This is a genomic window from Alishewanella aestuarii B11 (genome assembly GCF_000280055.1).
Classification (GTDB): domain Bacteria; phylum Pseudomonadota; class Gammaproteobacteria; order Enterobacterales; family Alteromonadaceae; genus Alishewanella; species Alishewanella aestuarii.
The window spans coordinates 211,682-229,606 of sequence record NZ_ALAB01000027.1; the positions used below are offsets into that span (position 1 = coordinate 211,682).

General features: G+C 53.2%; 19 protein-coding genes. 4 read left to right on the forward strand and 15 right to left on the reverse strand.

From position 1 onward, the window contains the following. Positions 1–4: 4 nt before the first annotated feature. From iscU to trmJ, 5 genes are all read right to left on the reverse strand, one after another. Entirely contained in the window at positions 5–388 is a 384-nt protein-coding gene (iscU, locus tag AEST_RS10545; RefSeq protein WP_008608981.1) for a Fe-S cluster assembly scaffold IscU, read from the reverse strand. A 27-nt stretch (positions 389–415) separates the two neighbouring features. Beyond that, entirely contained in the window at positions 416–1,630 is a 1,215-nt protein-coding gene (locus AEST_RS10550; protein WP_008608982.1) for an IscS subfamily cysteine desulfurase, read from the reverse strand. A 19-nt stretch (positions 1,631–1,649) separates the two neighbouring features. Next, positions 1,650–2,129, reverse strand: coding sequence for a Fe-S cluster assembly transcriptional regulator IscR (iscR, locus tag AEST_RS10555; RefSeq protein ID WP_008608983.1), 480 nt, complete (start codon positions 2,127–2,129; stop codon positions 1,650–1,652). 83 nt (positions 2,130–2,212) lie between these two features. Further along, on the reverse strand, positions 2,213–3,016 hold the full coding sequence (gene cysE, locus AEST_RS10560) for a serine O-acetyltransferase (RefSeq protein WP_008608985.1): 804 nt from the start codon (positions 3,014–3,016) through the stop codon (positions 2,213–2,215). Positions 3,017–3,021: 5 nt separating this feature from the next. Next, complete coding sequence (gene trmJ / locus AEST_RS10565; RefSeq protein ID WP_008608986.1) at positions 3,022–3,765, reverse strand: tRNA (cytosine(32)/uridine(32)-2'-O)-methyltransferase TrmJ; 744 nt, start codon at positions 3,763–3,765, stop codon at positions 3,022–3,024. Between the two features lie 170 nt (positions 3,766–3,935). Between trmJ and AEST_RS10570 the strand changes: the two genes are divergently transcribed. Genes AEST_RS10570 through AEST_RS10580 form a run of 3 tightly spaced genes read left to right on the forward strand, consistent with a single transcriptional unit; the run spans position 3,936 to position 7,935 of the window. Further along, positions 3,936–4,778 (forward strand): class I SAM-dependent methyltransferase, encoded by an 843-nt coding sequence (locus AEST_RS10570; protein WP_008608987.1) that lies wholly within the window; start codon positions 3,936–3,938, stop codon positions 4,776–4,778. A gap of 33 nt (positions 4,779–4,811) precedes the next feature. Continuing rightward, a complete protein-coding gene (purD, locus tag AEST_RS10575; RefSeq protein WP_008608988.1) occupies positions 4,812–6,101 on the forward strand; it encodes a phosphoribosylamine--glycine ligase in 1,290 nt (429 codons plus the stop codon). A 55-nt stretch (positions 6,102–6,156) separates the two neighbouring features. Beyond that, a complete protein-coding gene (locus tag AEST_RS10580; RefSeq protein WP_008608989.1) occupies positions 6,157–7,935 on the forward strand; it encodes an ExeM/NucH family extracellular endonuclease in 1,779 nt (592 codons plus the stop codon). On the opposite strand, the gene AEST_RS10585 is transcribed toward AEST_RS10580, so the two are convergent. Next, positions 7,932–8,324, reverse strand: a complete 393-nt coding sequence (locus tag AEST_RS10585; protein ID WP_008608990.1) for an MAPEG family protein — start codon at positions 8,322–8,324, stop codon at positions 7,932–7,934. The genes AEST_RS10580 and AEST_RS10585 overlap by 4 nt on opposite strands. Before the next feature lie 135 nt (positions 8,325–8,459). Here AEST_RS10585 and AEST_RS10590 point away from each other — a divergent pair, with 135 nt between their 5' ends. Beyond that, positions 8,460–9,356 carry a phosphoribulokinase gene (locus AEST_RS10590; RefSeq protein WP_008608991.1) on the forward strand — a complete coding sequence of 299 codons (897 nt, stop codon included), beginning with the start codon at positions 8,460–8,462 and terminating at the stop codon, positions 9,354–9,356. 78 nt (positions 9,357–9,434) lie between these two features. Here the strand turns inward: AEST_RS10590 and speD are convergent, their stop codons facing one another. The 9 genes from speD to AEST_RS10635 form a co-directional block, all read right to left on the reverse strand. Next, positions 9,435–10,241 carry an adenosylmethionine decarboxylase gene (gene speD / locus AEST_RS10595; RefSeq protein ID WP_008608992.1) on the reverse strand — a complete coding sequence of 269 codons (807 nt, stop codon included), beginning with the start codon at positions 10,239–10,241 and terminating at the stop codon, positions 9,435–9,437. Positions 10,242–10,313: 72 nt separating this feature from the next. After that, complete coding sequence (locus AEST_RS10600; protein WP_008608993.1) at positions 10,314–10,724, reverse strand: OsmC family protein; 411 nt, start codon at positions 10,722–10,724, stop codon at positions 10,314–10,316. A gap of 148 nt (positions 10,725–10,872) precedes the next feature. Continuing rightward, positions 10,873–11,223, reverse strand: coding sequence for a DUF3802 family protein (locus AEST_RS10605; RefSeq protein ID WP_008608994.1), 351 nt, complete (start codon positions 11,221–11,223; stop codon positions 10,873–10,875). A gap of 131 nt (positions 11,224–11,354) precedes the next feature. Further along, positions 11,355–12,824: a succinylglutamate-semialdehyde dehydrogenase gene (gene astD, locus AEST_RS10610; protein ID WP_008608995.1), complete on the reverse strand. Its 1,470-nt coding sequence runs from the start codon at positions 12,822–12,824 to the stop codon at positions 11,355–11,357. A gap of 14 nt (positions 12,825–12,838) precedes the next feature. Beyond that, positions 12,839–13,855 (reverse strand): arginine N-succinyltransferase, encoded by a 1,017-nt coding sequence (gene astA, locus AEST_RS10615; RefSeq protein WP_008608996.1) that lies wholly within the window; start codon positions 13,853–13,855, stop codon positions 12,839–12,841. Positions 13,856–14,018: 163 nt separating this feature from the next. Next, a complete protein-coding gene (locus tag AEST_RS10620) occupies positions 14,019–15,236 on the reverse strand; it encodes an aspartate aminotransferase family protein (protein WP_008608997.1) in 1,218 nt (405 codons plus the stop codon). Between the two features lie 264 nt (positions 15,237–15,500). Beyond that, entirely contained in the window at positions 15,501–16,085 is a 585-nt protein-coding gene (locus AEST_RS10625; RefSeq protein ID WP_008608998.1) for an anthranilate synthase component II, read from the reverse strand. 18 nt (positions 16,086–16,103) lie between these two features. Continuing rightward, on the reverse strand, positions 16,104–17,075 hold the full coding sequence (locus tag AEST_RS10630; RefSeq protein ID WP_008608999.1) for an L-threonylcarbamoyladenylate synthase: 972 nt from the start codon (positions 17,073–17,075) through the stop codon (positions 16,104–16,106). Between the two features lie 50 nt (positions 17,076–17,125). Further along, entirely contained in the window at positions 17,126–17,917 is a 792-nt protein-coding gene (locus tag AEST_RS10635; protein ID WP_008609000.1) for a DUF6671 family protein, read from the reverse strand. Between the last annotated feature and the right edge of the window lie 8 nt (positions 17,918–17,925).

The window sequence follows — 17,925 nt, forward strand, 5'->3', positions numbered from 1 at the left end:
GGCCTTAGCCTCCGCGCTTTTGTTTGTAATCAGCAATAGCGGCTTTAATGGCGTCTTCAGCCAGGATCGAGCAGTGAATTTTTACCGGTGGCAACGCCAGCTCTTGCGCAATGTCGGTATTTTTAATTTGCTGGGCTTCGTCCAGTGTTTTGCCTTTTACCCATTCGGTTACCAGTGAACTGGAGGCAATAGCACTGCCACAACCATAGGTTTTAAACTTGGCATCTTCAATCACGCCCTGTTCGTTAACCTTAATTTGCAGCTTCATTACGTCACCGCAAGCGGGTGCGCCGACCATACCGGTGGCAACACTGGGATCATCTTTAGCGAAAGAACCAACGTTACGTGGGTTTTCGTAGTGATCAATTACTTTGTTACTGTATGCCATGATAATTACCTCTCTGCTGGCGTGCGCTTAGTGCGCGACCCAGGCTACAGTGTTTAAATCAATACCGTCTTTGTACATATCCCACAGCGGCGACATTTCACGCAGCTTGGCGATGGCCTCATGTACAATCTTGATGGTGTGGTCAATCTGCTCTTCAGTAGTAAAACGGCCGATACTAAAACGAATTGAACTATGCGCCAACTCATCTGATAGCCCCAAAGCCCGCAGCACATAAGATGGCTCTAAGCTGGCAGAGGTACAGGCAGAGCCTGAAGACACGGCGATATCTTTTAGCGCCATAATCAGCGACTCACCTTCAACATAGTTAAAGCTGACGTTGGTAATATTCGGTACCCGTGCCTTGGCATCACCGTTTAAAAATACCTGTTCAATATCTTTAATGCCGTTCCACAAGCGGTCACGCAGTGCGGTGATACGCTGCTGCTCAGCGGCCATTTCTTCTTTGGCCAGGCGGAAGGCTTCACCCATCGCAACGATTTGGTGTGTCGCCAGGGTGCCTGAACGCATACCACGTTCATGACCACCACCATGGGTTTGTGCTTCTAAACGAATACGTGGCTTACGACGCACGAACAAGGCGCCAATGCCTTTGGGACCATAGGTTTTATGGCCGGAAAACGACATCAAATCGACTTTCAGCTGCTGCAGATCAATCTCAACCTTGCCGGTGGCCTGAGCGGCATCAACATGGAAAATAATGCCTTTGCTGCGACATAATTCCCCTATCGCCGCAACATCCTGCACCACGCCAATTTCGTTATTGACCATCATAATGCTGACCACAGTGGTATCCGGGCGCATCGCCTGTTCCAGCTTAGTAAGATCAACCAGACCATTAGCTTCGACGTCCAGATAAGTCACGTCAAAGCCGTCACGCTCTAACTGGCGCATAGTATCCAATACGGCTTTATGCTCTGTTTTGACGGTGATCAGGTGTTTACCTTTTTTATGGTAAAACTCGGCGGCACCTTTAATCGCCAGGTTATTCGACTCGGTCGCGCCTGAAGTGAACACAATTTCACGCGGATCGGCATTTACCAGCTCAGCAATTTGACTGCGGGCAATTTCTACCGCTTCTTCAGCCTGCCAGCCAAAACGATGCGAACGTGACGCTGGATTACCAAACTGGCCGTCCATGGTCAGAAATTGCATCATTTTCTCCGCAACCCGTGGATCAACCGGGGTGGTCGCAGCATAGTCTAAATAAATGGGTAGCTTCATTCTTGGCTCCGTGTTGCGCTTATAGCTGACAGCTGACTTCAATATCCGTTGCCGGATTCTTAACTTTACGGCTTTGTTGCAAAGCGGTTTGCCGCACTTCTTCCTGATTGACCAGCTCTTCAAGGCTGATATTGGTCAGGAAGTCTTCTATTCGATGGCTCAGATTGCTCCACAAGGTGTGGGTCAGACAGCGGGCACCGCCATGACAATCTGATTTGCCCTGACAACGGGTGGCATCGACCGACTCATCTACTGCCGCAATGACCGCAGAGACAGAAATCGCCGCCGCTGGCAGTCCCAGTTGATAGCCACCACCCGGACCACGCACACTACTGACTAAGCCCTGCTTACGTAAGCGGGCAAATAATTGCTCAAGGTAAGACAAAGAAATACCTTGCCGCTCCGAGATATCAGCCAGGGGTACCGGGCCTTTTACGGCATGTAGTGCCACATCAAGCATGGCGGTAACAGCATAGCGGCCTTTGGAGGTTAAACGCATAGTCAACTCCTGTTGCAGAATGCTGCTATTGTACATTCCTGACTATTTTAGTCAAGTATAAACCTGACTAAAACAGTCAGGTATTAGGCACTGGCGCTCTCGTCTTCTTTACGCCGCTGCTCAGCAGCGCGTTGCTCTGCCAGCTTAAATTCGGCTTCATCAATCTTCACCTGCGGCAACTCAGAACAGACATTACCCCCCAGCTGATTGACGTTCTGACACAGCTCAGTCACTTTGTTATCCAGAAAATGAATATGATCCAGCAAACTACCGATAGCATTGGCAACCGGATCCGGGTTATCAGCCGAGACTGCATAAGCATCAAAGCCAAACTTTTTCGCCATCTGCTGCCGCTGCGCTGAGGTTTCGGCATCGGCTTTCGCCACGATCCGCCCCGGGATACCAATAACGGTAGCACCGGCCGGCACATCTTTTACCACCACCGCATTCGAGCCGATACGGGCATTTTCGCCAACATATAAGGGCCCCAACACCTTGGCACCGGCGCCAATAACCACCCCTTTCCCCAGCGTTGGATGGCGTTTGCCCGGGCTCCAACTGGTACCGCCCAGCGTCACGCCGTGATACAGGGTGCAGTCATCGCCTATTTCAGCGGTTTCCCCGATCACTACGCCCATGCCATGATCGATAAAAAAACGCCGGCCAATCCGCGCGCCGGGATGGATCTCCACCCCGGTTAACCAGCGGCCAATGGTACTTAACCAGCGGGCCAGCCATTTCCAATTGGCTTGCCATAATTTATGGCTTAAACGATGCAGCCAGATAGCATGCAAACCGGGATAGGTGGTTAATACCTCAAAAGTACTGCGCGCCGCCGGATCGCGATCAAATACACTGCGAATATCTTCTTTGATACCGGAAAACATGCCAATTACTCCTTGTGAGTAGTCTGATCCACTTTTTCCAACCGCAACATCGAGGTCAGGATACCGCGTAAAATATTGTATTCGGCTTCTTCCGGCCGCGCCCGGGTGAATAACCGACGCAGCTTAGTCATCACCACACCCGGATGCTGCTTAATAATAAAGCCGGTATGCGTCAGCGCCGTTTCCAGGTGCTGGAAAAAGTTTTCCATCTGTAACGAGGTCGGATAGGCAGTATGATCGGGCTCCGCTGTCGACTCGCACGCTGCCAGATACGCCATCCGCACTTCGTAGCAGAAAATTTGTACCGCCATCGCCAGATTCAATGAGCTGTATTCCGGATTGGCCTCGATACAAACGTGGTAATTACACAGCTGCAATTCTTCGTTGCTCAAACCATTACTTTCACGACCAAATACCAGCGCCACCGGCGCGGTCTTAGCTTGCTGTACCGCTTTGATACCGCATTCACGGCTGGATAACATCGGCCAGCTCAGGGTACGGGAGCGGGCGCTGCTGCCTATCACCAGCGCACAATCAGCAATGGCTTGTTCCAGGGTGTCATAGGTTTGTGCCGCCGCCAGAATTTCACTGGCACCAGCCGCCAGCGCATAAGCCTGACCATCCGGTGCCGTCTTCGGCGCGACCAGACACAGCTGCGATAAGCCCATGGTTTTCATCGCCCGGGCGACCGAACCAATATTCCCGGTATGCGTCGTACCCACTAATACGACTTTAATCTGATCTAACATAGAGCGACCTGCACTAAAAAGGTCGGCTATTCTAACATAGCCAACAGGGGTTGTAGATTGAAATTTAGCAGTCTAGCCACCCAAACAATCAGAAGCAAGCCGTTGCCAAAAGCCGCTGCATTTCGGCGGTTGCTTTGCTAAACTATCGCCACTTTTTGAAGGAGCTGTTGATGTTAACCCAACTGAGCCGAGTTCTGAGTCGCCCTACCCTGCTTTTAAGCAGCCTGTTACTGTCATCTGCGGTGGTCGCGACCACCCCAATAGCCAGCCTGGAGCAGGCAATCAGTAATAATCCACTGCGGTCTGCCGCCAATATGACGCGCGATCAATACCGCAACCCGCTACCCACCCTGCAGTTTTTCGACGTTACCCCGCAAGCCACAGTGGTTGAGATCTCCCCGGGTGGCGGCTGGTATACCGAAATTCTGGCGCCGCTGCTTGCGGAGCAAGGGGTGTATTACGCCGCCCACTTTCCGGCCAGCGCCGAGGGCTATGGCCAACGCAGCCGGCAGGCCTTTGTGGAAAAGCTCTCTGCTAACCCGGCCTATAGCAAGGTAAAGCTAACCGAGTTTGCGCCACGCCCCGGTATTGAAATTGCCCCGGCGGGCAGTGCCGATGTCGTCCTGACGTTCCGCAATTTACATAACTGGTATATGGCCGGTGGTGAAGAGGCGATGCTCACGGCCTTTGCTCACTTTTACACAGCGTTAAAGCCCGGTGGCGTGCTGGGAATTGTCGAACATCGGTTGCCGGAAACCCAGCTGGATACTGACTGGACCCGCAGTGGCTATATGCCGGAGAGCCTGACTATTAAACTGGCGGAACAAGCTGGCTTTACGCTGGAAGCCCGTAGTGAGATTAATGCTAACCCGAAAGATACTGCCGATCATCCGGGTGGTGTCTGGACTCTGCCCCCAACCCTGCGGCTGGGTGAGCAGGATCGTGATAAATATCTGGCCATCGGTGAAAGTGACCGTATGACCTTAAAGTTTCGGAAACCTGCAACGCCCTGATCATGGGGCGTCCTGACTAAAACGGAAAAACTAATGAAAGTAATGGTAATAGGTGGCGGCGGCCGCGAACATGCTCTGGCCTGGAAAGCGGCACAATCGCCTCTGGTAACTCAGGTGTTCGTGGCGCCGGGTAATGCCGGTACAGCCCTGGAAAGCAATTTGCAGAATGTGGCCATCGCCGCGGACGATGTTGATGCCCTGCTGGCCTTTGCACAGCAAGAGCAGATCGGCCTCACTATTGTTGGGCCGGAAGCACCGCTGGCGAAAGGTGTCGTGGATCAATTCCGTGCTGCCGGCCTGGCGATTTTTGGCCCAACCCGTGCTGCCGCCCAGCTGGAAAGCTCTAAAGCCTTCGCGAAAGACTTTTTAGCGCGGCACCGGATCCCAACCGCCGCCTACCAGAACTTTACTGAAATCGCCGCGGCAAAAGACTATGTGCGCCGCCTGGGTACCCCCATTGTGATTAAGGCCGACGGTCTGGCTGCCGGTAAGGGCGTGATTATCGCCCAAACCGAAGCTGAAGCCTTCGCTGCAATCGACGATATGCTCAGTGGTAATAAGTTTGGTGATGCCGGCAGCCGGGTAGTGATTGAAGAATTCCTGACCGGTGAAGAAGCCTCCTTCATCGTGATGGTCGATGGTCAACATGCGCTGGCCTTCGCGTCGTCGCAGGATCACAAGGCACGTGATAATGCGGACAAAGGCCCGAATACCGGCGGTATGGGTGCCTATTCACCGGCTCCGGTGGTGACACCTGAGGTGCATGACTGGGTAATGCAACAGGTGATTTATCCGACGGTCCGCGGTATGGCGGCCGAGGGTAATGTGTTTACCGGCTTTCTGTATGCCGGCCTGATGATTGCGCCAGATGGCTCGGCAAAGGTACTGGAATTTAACTGCCGCTTTGGCGATCCGGAAACGCAACCGATTATGCTGCGACTGCAATCCGATCTGGTGGCGCTGTGCCAGGCTGCTGTAGATGGGAAACTGGATCAAATGCAACTGGAGTTCAGTCCACAGGCCGCAGTGGGCGTGGTACTGGCCGCAGGTGGCTATCCGGATACCTATGCCAAAGGTAAGGTGATCGGCGGTCTGGAGCAAGCCGCGCAGTTACCAGGCAAGGTGTTTCATGCCGGTACCGAGCTGAAAGATGGTCAGGTGCTGACTAACGGTGGTCGGGTACTCTGTGCTACTGCGCTGGGTGAGACTGTCACCGCCGCGCAACAAGCCGCCTATACACTGGCTGGTGCGATTAGCTGGGAGCAACTGTATTACCGTACCGACATCGGTTACCGGGCAGTCGCGCGCGAACAGCAAAAATAACCTTTAGCAAAAGTGTAAAAGGTGCTGCGGCACCTTTTTTTATCGGGATTGCAACATGAAAAAATCGTTATGGCTCAGCCTGAGTAGCTTGCTGTTGTTAACGGCCTGCCAGCAGGCACCTGTTAGCTGCGAAGCCGCATCACATAGTATCGCGCAGGTTCAGGGCAGAGGGATAGAAAGCCCGCTACTCGGCCAGCAGGTCAGTATTCAGGGCGTCGTGCTGGGCGTAGTCTATGCTGATGGCCCTATGCCCGGCCTGATGCTGCAAAGTCAGGTACCGGATCAGGACCCGCTGACGGCCGAAGGTATCTTTGTCGCGCTGAATAACGCCGAACAGTACCAGGCCGGCCAGCTGTTAAGTGTGCGCGGCACTGTGGCCGAAGTCGAGCAGCTGACCAGCCTGATCGATGTAGAGGTCTTAGCTGACTGTGGTAAGGCCGAGCTGGCGCCGCTGAGTCTGACGCTACCCTTGCCAGCCGAGCTAAGTTGGGAAGCTTACGAGGGGATGTGGCTGCGGATCGAGCAGCCACTGGTAGTGACTGACAGCTATAATCTGGGTCGCTATGGTGAAATTATGCTGGCCGACCAGCGGCTGATGGTACCGACGCAGGTGGCAACACCAGGTGCCGCTGCACAGCAACTGGCCGCAGAAAATGACAGACGCAGTATTTTGCTTGATGACGGCCGTTATCAGCAAAATCCGGATCCGCTGCCTTACCCAGACACCGGGCTCAGTGCATATAACAGTTTACGGGTCGGCGATCAGATACTGAATATTGAAGGGATCCTGCACCAGGATGAACGCGGTTACCGCTTGCTACCAACGGCAAAACCCAGCTTTATCACAACTAACCCGAGGCCGGCTGCACCTGACAAAACCGCAGCGGATGAGTTACGTATCGCCAGCTATAACGTGCTGAATTTCTTTACCGGCCATGGCCAGGAAAATGCCTTCCCAACCCGGCGTGGTGCCCGTAATGCAGCAGAGTTAGCGCGCCAGCAAGCCAAGTTGGTGGAAGCCCTGCTGGCACTGGATGCCGATATTATCGGCTTACTGGAGCTGGAGAATAATGGCTATGCCGAGGGCAGTGCCAGCGCGACCTTGCTAGCCGCCTTAAACGCACGCAGCAGCGAGCCGTATCAGCAGGTGGTACTCGCCGATGCACCGGGCAGCGACGATATTAAAGTTGGCCTGTTTTATCGGGCCAGCCGGGTAACAGCAGTGGGTCAGGCGGCCAGCCAAACTGCCGCTCCCTTTACCCGCCTGCATCGGCCACCGGTTGCGCAAAGCTTCCGGCATCACGCATCAGAGCAAGTGGTGACGGTGGCGATAAACCACTTTAAGTCAAAAGGCAGCTGTCCGAGAACCGGTAACGCCGATTACGCCACGCAACGCGATCAGGGCGATGGCCAGGCCTGCTGGAATGCCGCCCGGGTTGAGGCAGCAACGGCGCTGCATCAGTGGTTAGCGACTACCCCAACCGGGGTGACCACGGCTTATCAGGTGATTATGGGTGATTTTAATGCCTACCGGCAGGAAGATCCGATCCGCTGGTTTGAACAACAAGGCTGGCAATATCTGGATGATGGTAAGGCAGCGTCCTATTCCTTTGTATTCAGAGGACAGAGCGGCTCACTGGACCACTTGTTAACGACACCGGTGCTGGCAGAAAAGATGGTTAGCTTTACACATTGGCCGATTAATGCCGATGAGCCTGTGCTGCTGGATTACAGCACCCGTTTTAAACCCGCCAGTCAGCGTGAGCAACTGTTTGCGCCAAACCCATATCGTTCATCCGACCACGATCCGATTTTGGCGACCTTTCGCTTTTAAAGCCTTGCCAGTGCCAGCAGCATCAAGCTGATGGCACTGGCCATCGACGCCAGCCAGATCAGACTACGCAGCGTCGCCCAGTTCAGCCAGTAACAGAGCAGATAGCCGACTCGACAACCGACAAAACTCCAGGCCAGCAGTTGCATCAGTGGCGTAACCTGCCCGACCGCCAGCACCATCAGCACGGCCACACTAAAGAACGCCAGCGCCTCAAAGCTATTGTAATGCGCCGCAGTACAACGCTGACCGAAACCACTGAGCTGGCTTTGTTGCTGACGCGGATAATGATTGTCGTAGCCACCGGCGCGGTGCATAGCCCAGACCAGAGGCAGCTTTGCCAGATAAGGTAAAATGGCAATCAAAAACAACGGCATTAAGATGCCAGACATGTGAGGTTCTCCTATTTAATTCCGGGTAATACCAGCTTGTACTTAAGCCAGCCATTTCGGATCAACAAAAAGGTGGGTTGCGTAAAGCCCTGCGGATCCGCTAAGGTACTTTTAATTCAGCTTCTGGTAAGTGTTATGTCGCATAAAAATCCTATCATTGCCGTTACCGGCTCCTCTGGCGCTGGCACCACCACCACCAGCAATGCCTTTAAGCATATTTTCCGCACCCTGGGCATTGATGCCGCCTTTGTTGAAGGTGATTGTTTTCATCGTTACAGCCGGCCGGAAATGGATGTCGCGATCCGTAAAGCGAAGGAAGAAGGCCGCTATATCAGCTATTTTGGACCCGAAGCTAATGACTTTGGCGCCCTGGAAAACTTTTTTGCCAGTTACGCCGAAAATGGCACCGGCCGGATCCGTCATTATTTGCATACCTTTGACGAAGCCGTGCCCTATAACCAATTGCCCGGTACCTTTACGCCCTGGCAGGACCTGCGGCCAAATACCGATCTGCTGTTTTACGAAGGCTTGCATGGTGCCGCAGTAACAGAACAACATAATGTCGCCCAGCATGTCGATTTGCTGATTGGGATGGTGCCTATCGTCAATCTGGAGTGGATCCAGAAAATTATCCGTGACACCTCAGAGCGCGGCCATAGCCGCGAGGCGGTGCAGGCCAGTATAGTCCGCAGTATGGAAGATTATTTTAATCATATTACGCCACAGTTCTCGCGCACCCATATTAACTTTCAGCGCGTGCCGACAGTCGATACTTCGAATCCTTTCAGTGCTAAAGATATCCCTTCGCTGGACGAAAGCTTTGTGGTGATCCGCTTTCGCGGTATCAAGCATGTCGACTTTCCCTATTATTTGCAGATGATTGACGGTGCCTTTATGTCACGGGTTAATACGCTGGTGGTGCCCGGCGGCAAGATGGGGCTGGCGATGGAGCTGATCCTGACGCCACTGATTGAAGCGCTGATGCTAAAACGACGGGATGCCCGCGGTCAGGGCTCATTATTTAATATCTGAATTTAATATCTGGGCCTTCGGGCGGCAAAAACAACACAGCCAGCATAAGGCTGGCTGTGTGACTCTAAGCAGTTACGCTTATTTTATTTCCGGCAGGTTACGGCCGTAGAAAATCTCTTTAATTTCGCGGAACACTTTTTTCGAGATCAGTTTCTGCTCTTCCGGCGTCATCGAATCGGTGCCCATACCAAACAGGTAATTGTTTAAATCACCTTCTTTTAACATCATCTTGGTATGAAACAGGTTTTCCTGATAAACGTTAACGTCAATCATCTGGAAAGCTTTCTTCGTATCCTCATCCATAAAATTCTGGATTGAGGTAATCGGGTGGTCGATATAGTGTTTAGTACCACTGACATCACGGGTAAAACCCCGTACCCGGTAATCAATGGTGACCACGTCGGACTCAAAACTATGGATCAGGAAATTCAGCGCTTTTAACGGCGAAATAATACCGCAGGTTGACACCTCAATGTCAGCACGGAAAGTACAGATACCATCATGTGGGTGTACTTCCGGATAGGTGTGAACACAGATATGGCTCTTATCCAGATGTGCCACCACCGCATCAGGCCGTGGCCCCGGGTTCTCTGAATTATCAGGGTCAACCAGCACCGGCTCTTCGCTAACCAGGATAGTCACGCTGGCACCTTGTGGATCATAGTCCTGCCGGGCGATATTCAATATATTGGCGCCGATGATATCGACAACTTCAGTCAGAATATCTGTCAGGCGATCCGCATTATACTGCTCATCAATATATTCAATATATTCCTGCCGATGCTGTTCGGTTTTGGCATAACAGATATCGTACAGACTAAAACTTAAACTTTTGGTCAGGTTATTAAAACCATGCAGTTTCAGTTTTTCAAAAGGCTTAACCAATTTCTTTGCTCTCCGCTAACGACGCACCAGACGCCGCAGTTAACTTTCAGCCTGACCTTACAGTCATCCTAATCATTCAGCCTGTTTAACACTGAACGAATGCGTTACCTTGACACTCTGTGCCAGCATAATCGAAACTGAGCAGTACTTTTCTGCCGACAGATTAACCGCCCGCTCTACCTGCTTTTCGCTTAAGTCGGTGCCGGTGACCACAAAATGCAAATGCAGCGTCGTGAACACCTTAGGCACGGTTTCTGCGCGCTCCGCAGACAGTTGCACCTCGCAATGCCGGACCTGTTGCCGTGCTTTTTGCAAAATACCCACCACATCAACCGAGGAGCAGGCTCCGGCCGACATCAGCAGCATTTCCATTGGCGTGGGCGCGGTATTGCTGTCACGATCGGCATCAAAAACCACAGCGTGGCCGCTACCTGAACGCCCCAGAAAGGTCAGATTATTCACCCAGCTTACGGTTGCTTCCATCAGACTGTCTCAGCTCAAAAATAAGGCTGGGTATTCTACGGAAAACTCGGTTAAGTCGCCAGCAAAATTATCAGCCGCACTGAGGCTGCGTGGTCAGATTTAAAGCAGTTTGAGCTTTGCAGGAGGCTGTTGCCGCGCTTAACGCGCCCTAATCAAACAGGGCGGCAATAGCGTTATCAAACAGATTTTTAATTAGCAAGGCAATTTCGTTAATCAGATCTTGCTGGTCCTGTGTGGCCGGCTTATCCAGCACGGAAGATAAGATCTCCTGAAAATCATACATAATGCCATCGACCTCACGGATAATCAGTGAGCGGTGGTTGGTTTCCAGTTCAGTGTGTTGGGTACAGAGGGTAATGATTTGTTCTGCAATCTTCTCTTCCAGTAGTACACCAATCGTTTTATTGGCCGGCGCAGCAGGACCTGTCGCAGTAAACAACGACAGATGTTCCGTTAAGAACTGGATCAGGTGTTCATAACCGGGTTTATCAATAACCATAGCCTACCTGTGCACCACTGATTGAGAAGCGACTGCCGGATAACTTGCCCGAACAGCGAAAGGATTTCAATCATTTAAGCAAATATTTGCCCGGAAAACAAATCGGAGCCGCAGCTCCGATTTATTTTGTATTAAAACACCAGGCCAGGTGACAACTGTTCAGGTAACACCACCTGCTCCAGCTCCACTGACGCGACCGGATAAGCGCAATAATCCGCCGCATAGTAAGCACTGGCACGGTGATTACCGCTCTTACCAATACCGCCAAAGGGCGCCGCCGAGCTGGCACCGGTAATAGGCCGGTTCCAGTTAACGATGCCGGCGCGGATCCGCTTGTAGAAGTGTTGATACAGCTCATAGCTATCGCTGAGTAAGCCTGCCGACAGACCGAAGCTGGTGTGATTCGCCGCGGCAATGGCCTGATCAAAGTCAGTGAAGCGGAATACTTTTAACAGCGGGCCAAAGTGCTCTTCGTCCGGGAACTCAGTGATGTCTGAGCATTCGATAATACCAGGTGTAACCAAGGCTTTAGCCGGATCCAGCTGTGTTAACTCCAGCAGTATCTTACCGCCTAGGGCGACTAATTGCTGCTGAGCCTTCAGCATACTTTGCGCCGCAGCCACCGAAATCATCGATCCCATAAAGGGTTGAGGCTGCGCATCGTACTCACCAACCTGGATCTTGCTACTGACATCCAGTAACCGCGCCAGAATCGCATCACCTTCGGCATTTGCCGGCAGATAAAGCTTACGGGCGCAGGTACAACGCTGGCCAGAGGTAATAAAGGCCGATTGAATAATGTCATGCACTGCCGCATCGATATTAGCGACATCCTTTACCAACAGCGGGTTATTGCCACCCATTTCCAGCGCCAGAATTTTCTCCGGCCGGCCGGCAAACTGCTGGTGCAGATAGTGACCGGTGCGGGAGCTACCGGTAAAAAACAGGCCGTCGATGCCATCATCACTGGCCAGTGCCTTACCGGTATCCACTTCACCTTGCACCAGGTTGATCACCCCGGCCGGGATACCGGCTTCCTGCCAAATTTTTACCGTCAGCTCGGCCACTTTCGGGGTCAGCTCAGAGGGTTTAAATACCACGGTATTACCCGCTAACAGCGCAGGTACGATATGACCGTTTGGTAAGTGTCCCGGGAAATTATAGGGGCCGAATACGGCAACCACGCCGTGCGGCTTATGGCGCACAAAGGCACGCCCCTGCGGCATCGGGTTTTCTTTTACGCCGGTGCGCTCTTCATAGGCCCGTACCGAAATATCGATTTTACCGATCATCGCCGTCACTTCAGTGCGGCTTTCCCACAGCGCCTTACCGGTATCTTCAGCGATACAGGCGGCCAGGGCTTCTTTATGTTGATTCAACAGCTCGGCAAAGCGCTTTACCACACTAACCCGTTGTTCGAAACTCAGATCCGCCCAGCTATATTGGGCTTCACGCGCAGCGGCGACCGCGGCTGCCACCTGTTCACTGCTGGCGGCCTGCCCTTGCCAGATCAGCTGATTCTTAGCCGGATCGATAGATTGCATCGGTTTACCGGTACCGGCCAGCCATTGACCATTAATAAACTGCACTGCCTGGTTCATCTGCTACTCCTGTGTTAAATTTTGCTCACCCGCACCCAGTCACCGGCAGCCACATTCAGTGCTGTCGCCAGGGCTGGCGGGATCATGATATGTTCCTGCTCCGGCGCTAAATTCAACTCAGCCCAGGATGCCCGAAAACCGCTCAACGACGTGTTGCTGATTAAACAGGGTTCGCCGGCGGCCACAGCGCCAATCTTTACCAGATAACGTTTACTGTCTCTGACCGTACGGATCTGCTCTACCCGGGCTTCTACCGTCGGACCGGCATCAAAAATATCGACATAGCCACGGCAGGCAAAGCCTTCCGACTCCAGTAACGCCAGCGCCGGCCGGGTTTGCTCATGGACCTTACCAATCACCTGTTGCGCTGCCTTGCTAAGTAAACTGACATAGATCGGATACTTAGGCATCAGCTCGGCAATAAACTCTTTCTGACCAATACCGGTCAGATAGTCTGCGGTTGGGAAGTCCAGCGCAAAAAAGTTTTCCTGCAACCATTGCCAGAACGGTGAATTACCCTGCTGATCGGACACACCGCGTAACTCCGCGATCACCTTATCTGCAAAGCGCTGCCGGAACTCGGCCAGGAACAAAAAACGCATTTTCGATAACAAACGACCATTATGCTTCTGCCGGAACGGGGTGCGCAGAAACAGCGTGCAGAGTTCACTGACGCCAGTGTAATCGTTACACAACGTCAGAATATCTACTGTTTTGTAGACTCCCAACGAGCGGGAGCTATGCACTACCTTACCCAAATGATAATGGTAGAAGGCGTCATCCAGACCGACCGCGGCTTCCAGAGCACTGGTACCACAGATCTGACCGGTCGTACTGTCTTCCAATACAAACAGATAGCCTTCATCCCCCGGGGCAGAGACCGTCTTGGCAAAAGACGCCTCCGAGCGGCTGATTTTGCGCATCAACAGCTCTTCATTCACCGGCAGCGACGTAAAGCCGTGACCGGACTCCACTGCCATCTGATACAGCGCCGGGTAATCATTCGCTCGGATCGGGCGAATTAACATCATGGTCGCTTACTCCATTTTTGCTTTATCCCATGGTCAGAGCGGCATCCCGCTGGATAGCCGCTGTTGTACCATGAGTCATTTTGCTTGCTTTAAAGTAATATGGTTATGGCAAACGAGGTTGCCGGCTCCGGTGCTCTTAGTGTCACCTTTGGAGCCTGTCAGATCAGGCGGCAGTAACTTGCTGCACCGCGGCTTCAAAGCGGCGCATACCTTCGCGGATCTCTTCTTCAGTGATCACCAGTGATGGCGCAAAACGCACCACCTCGGTGCCGGCAACCAGCGCAAATAAGCCCTGCTCGGCCGCGGCCAGGAAGAAATCACGTGACCGTCCTTTGTACTTTTCATTTAACACCGCACCCAACAACATGCCTTTGCCACGCACCTCGGTAAACACCTGGTACTTTTCATTGATGGCTTGCAGACATTCACGGAAGACCTGTTCGTTCTTCAGTACGCCGCTTAATACTTCCGCGGTGTTGATAGTATCAATCGCCGCTTCAGCAACAGCACAGGCCAGCGGATTACCACCATAGGTACTGCCATGGGTACCGACTTTCAGATGAGCAGCAATAGCAGTGGTAGTTAGCATAGCCCCCACCGGGAAGCCACCGCCTAAAGATTTGGCACTGGTCAGGATATCCGGCGTTACACCATAGTTCATATAGGCGTATAGCTTACCGGTACGGCCAACGCCGGTTTGTACTTCGTCCATCACCAACAGGGCGTTATGTTGATCACACAGCTGGCGTAATCCCTGCAGAAACTCAGCCGTCGCCGGGATAATGCCGCCTTCACCCTGGATCGGTTCCACCACGATGGCACAGGTTTTATCAGAAATCAGTGCTTTAACACTGTCCAGATTATTAAATTCTGCATGTAACACCGCGCCTGGCTTAGGACCAAAACCATCGGAGTAGGATGCCTGACCACCCACAGTTACGGTAAAGAAGGTCCGACCATGGAAGCTCTTAGCGAAAGAGATAATTTCGTTCTTATGCTCACCATGGGTATCCAGTGCCCAGCGCCGGGCCAGTTTAAAGGCCGCTTCGTTCGCTTCTGCACCTGAGTTACAGAAATAGACTTTTTCAGCAAAGGTCTGCTCAACCAGCTTCTTCGCTAAACGCAGCGCAGGTTCGTTTGTCAGCACGTTGCTCAGATGCCATAACTTATCGGCCTGGGTTTTCAGTGCATTAACCAGTGCCGGATGACAATGGCCGAGGCTGCTAACTGCAATACCGCCGGCAAAATCAATATACTCACGACCTTCCTGATCCCAGACGCGGGCGCCCTGACCTTTTACCGGGATCAATTTTGCCGGGGCGTAGTTGGGCACCATTACTTCGTCAAACAGCGCTCTGGTTACCTGAATATCAGCAGTCATTTTGTCGTGTCCTCTTCTTATGCGGGCGGGTACAAATTTATAAGTGGGCCATAAAAGGGCCTTAAACGCATTATTACAGATTTAAAAGGCGTTGTCTTGCCCGGAAAAAGCCGTACAGGCCAGAAAATACAAGGCCTGCAGATAGATTTGCATAGGATTTGAATAACTAAGCGCTGGCGTGAGCAACTGTATTGGCTGCGATTGTCAGTCTAACGCAGCAGCCATCAGCGCTGGCGCAGAATTGGCAGCGGTTGACGACACAGCTTAAGCAGTCACTGCTAAAAAATTCGCCAACATGGTCCGACCATGTTCGGTCAAAATGGCTTCCGGATGAAACTGCACGCCATGTAATTGCAGCTCCGGCAGCCAAAGCCCCATCAGATCCCGCCAGCCATCCGGCTCAGGCGCGGTATAGGCGGTGTGAACAGCCGAAGCAGGTAAGGTCTCGGCAGCCACCACCAGCGAATGATAGCGGGTCACGCTAAGCGGGCTTGGCAGACCGGCAAACAGCGATTGCTGTTGGTGTTCAATCAGGGAGTTTTTGCCATGCATCACCTGACGCGCGCGCAGTACTTTCGCCCCTAACACCTGGGCAATCGCCTGATGGCCCAGACAAACGCCGAGGATCGGCAAGCTGCCGGCAAAATGCTCTATCGCTTTCAAACTGATACCGGCCTGATCCGGGTTGCCCGGGCCGGGTGAGATCACCAGATAATCTGGCGCCAGCTTACGGATTTGCGCCAATGACAGCTCGTCATTGCGTTTAACCAACACCTGCTGCCCCAGTGCCTGAAAATACTGCACCAGATTCCAGGTAAAGGAATCGTAGTTATCAATCATTAACAACATAACATGATTCCGTCGCTGTTACTCATGACAGGCAGCACGGCGTAACCGGTCCTGCACGGCTTCCCAGCCTGGGCCGTGCGGGGGCAGCTCGACCAGGATCTGCGCCACGCCTTGTTGATCGGCCAGAAATAACTGGTGATAAAGTTGTTGGCCGTAAGCTGCCGCACTGGCGGGTAACTGTTGCCGGTAGCTAACCGCAGGTAACGGCAAGGCACTGAAATGCAGTACCGCGGTAGGCAGGGTATTGCTGGCAAGCTGCGCCAGTAATGCATCAGATGGCAACAGATAGACCGGCGTATTCGGCTGATAATGGGCACCGACATTACCAGATACTTTAACCTGGTGCTCGCGCGGCGTGCTGACGGTACACCCCAGTACCTGTTCCAGCTGCGCGGCAGTTATCGGCCCGCTGCGCAGGATCTGCGGCTGTGAAGCGGTTAAATCGACAATGGTCGACTCCAGACCATGCTCACAAGGTCCGCCATCCAGCACGGCGGCAATTTTCCCGGCCATGCCATGCAGCACCTGAGCGGCACGGGTTGGACTGAGTTTCTTATAGAGATTGGCCGACGGTGCGGCAACCGCCAGTCTGGCTTGTTGCAACAACGACAGCAGTGCCGGATGAGCGGGCATCCGGATCCCGATCGTTTCCAGACCACCGGTCACCACAGTGCTGACTTGCGGCGCCTTTTTTAGCAATAGCGTCAGGGGGCCGGGCCAAAAGGCAGCGGCCAGCTGATAGGCACTTTGTGGGATCTGTACCGCAAACTGTTCCAGCATTTCAAGTGTTGGGATATGGACTATCAAGGGGTGATCCGCCGGCCGGCCTTTGGCCTGAAAAATTTTCGCCACCGCATCGGCATCTGTCGCATTGGCCGCTAAACCATACACAGTTTCTGTTGGCACTGCCACCAACTCACCCTGCTGCAGCAGGGCTGCCGCCCGGCTGACATCTGCTGGCTGATCCGCAGCTAATAGCTCAGTTTTCATCAGATACTCTTTTCATCGGTTACCCGTACTATTTTAGGCGGTTTCACGCGCTATGGATTACATTGCGGGCAGTTGGCCGGATCGGCGAAACCGCTGCTATGCAAAAAGTCTTGCTGATAATCGCAGTAGCGACAGCAGGCACGCAGACCGCGGTGCTGCGACGTTGGCTGACCACAGTCGGCACAAGGTAAACCGGCTAACGGCAGCTCAGGCCAAAACCCCGGTTTATGGCAACGCGGGCAACGTTGTTGCAGCCGTTGCCGCAAATTGTCGGCCGCCAACCGGATCACCTGCTGTCGCTCCGGACTGCAGTGGGCACGTAAGTCATATTCGAGCGTTACCGCGCCCCTGGCTAACCATTGCTCGCAGCACAACAGCGCCTGCGCCGGCGTTAATGCCTTTTCCAGGCGAGCTTCCTGCTTTAGCAGTAGCAATTGTCCGTCGGGGATCGTGGGCAGTATAGTCTGTAACATGACAGCTTCGGTAAGCTGCCAGCTACGGGCACTACAAAGTTGCTGTGCCACTGCGGTCACTGCCCAGCCCTCGTCAATATTGACACAGCAGAGCAATTCCTGATTCAGGGTACCCAAACCATAGGGACCGGCATTAAAGCTGCCCTCACTGCCGATACCGATGGCAGTCCCTGCCAGCTCGGCGGCAATGGCCGCTTTGCGTAACGCGCACTCAGCGGCAGTCATAAAACGTGGCTGCTCGCCGGCAAAACTGCCCAATAAATCAGTATCAAAACCCGTTACGCCAAAAACCTGCCAACCCAGCGCAGCCAGGGCCTCGGTCAGCAGCGGCACCTTGCCGTGTTGGGTCAGAAAGGCGACCTGCTGCATCAGGGGAA

Bases quoted from the DNA above. Each gene is read 5' to 3' on its own strand.
- astD (WP_008608995.1), bottom strand. From the start codon at position 12,824: ATGAACCAGGCAGTGCAGTTTATTAATGGTCAATGGCTGGCCGGTACC.
- iscR (WP_008608983.1), bottom strand. From the start codon at position 2,129: ATGCGTTTAACCTCCAAAGGCCGCTATGCTGTTACCGCCATGCTTGAT.
- AEST_RS10550 (WP_008608982.1), bottom strand. From the start codon at position 1,630: ATGAAGCTACCCATTTATTTAGACTATGCTGCGACCACCCCGGTTGAT.
- trmJ (WP_008608986.1), bottom strand. From the start codon at position 3,765: ATGTTAGATCAGATTAAAGTCGTATTAGTGGGTACGACGCATACCGGG.
- AEST_RS10600 (WP_008608993.1), bottom strand. From the start codon at position 10,724: ATGGAAGCAACCGTAAGCTGGGTGAATAATCTGACCTTTCTGGGGCGT.
- AEST_RS10605 (WP_008608994.1), bottom strand. From the start codon at position 11,223: ATGGTTATTGATAAACCCGGTTATGAACACCTGATCCAGTTCTTAACG.
- purD (WP_008608988.1), top strand. From the start codon at position 4,812: ATGAAAGTAATGGTAATAGGTGGCGGCGGCCGCGAACATGCTCTGGCC.
- AEST_RS10635 (WP_008609000.1), bottom strand. From the start codon at position 17,917: ATGCAGCAGGTCGCCTTTCTGACCCAACACGGCAAGGTGCCGCTGCTG.
- iscU (WP_008608981.1), bottom strand. From the start codon at position 388: ATGGCATACAGTAACAAAGTAATTGATCACTACGAAAACCCACGTAAC.
- astA (WP_008608996.1), bottom strand. From the start codon at position 13,855: ATGATGTTAATTCGCCCGATCCGAGCGAATGATTACCCGGCGCTGTAT.
- AEST_RS10625 (WP_008608998.1), bottom strand. From the start codon at position 16,085: ATGTTGTTAATGATTGATAACTACGATTCCTTTACCTGGAATCTGGTG.
- AEST_RS10580 (WP_008608989.1), top strand. From the start codon at position 6,157: ATGAAAAAATCGTTATGGCTCAGCCTGAGTAGCTTGCTGTTGTTAACG.
- AEST_RS10570 (WP_008608987.1), top strand. From the start codon at position 3,936: ATGTTAACCCAACTGAGCCGAGTTCTGAGTCGCCCTACCCTGCTTTTA.
- AEST_RS10630 (WP_008608999.1), bottom strand. From the start codon at position 17,075: ATGAAAACTGAGCTATTAGCTGCGGATCAGCCAGCAGATGTCAGCCGG.
- AEST_RS10590 (WP_008608991.1), top strand. From the start codon at position 8,460: ATGTCGCATAAAAATCCTATCATTGCCGTTACCGGCTCCTCTGGCGCT.
- AEST_RS10585 (WP_008608990.1), bottom strand. From the start codon at position 8,324: ATGTCTGGCATCTTAATGCCGTTGTTTTTGATTGCCATTTTACCTTAT.
- AEST_RS10620 (WP_008608997.1), bottom strand. From the start codon at position 15,236: ATGACTGCTGATATTCAGGTAACCAGAGCGCTGTTTGACGAAGTAATG.
- cysE (WP_008608985.1), bottom strand. From the start codon at position 3,016: ATGTTTTCCGGTATCAAAGAAGATATTCGCAGTGTATTTGATCGCGAT.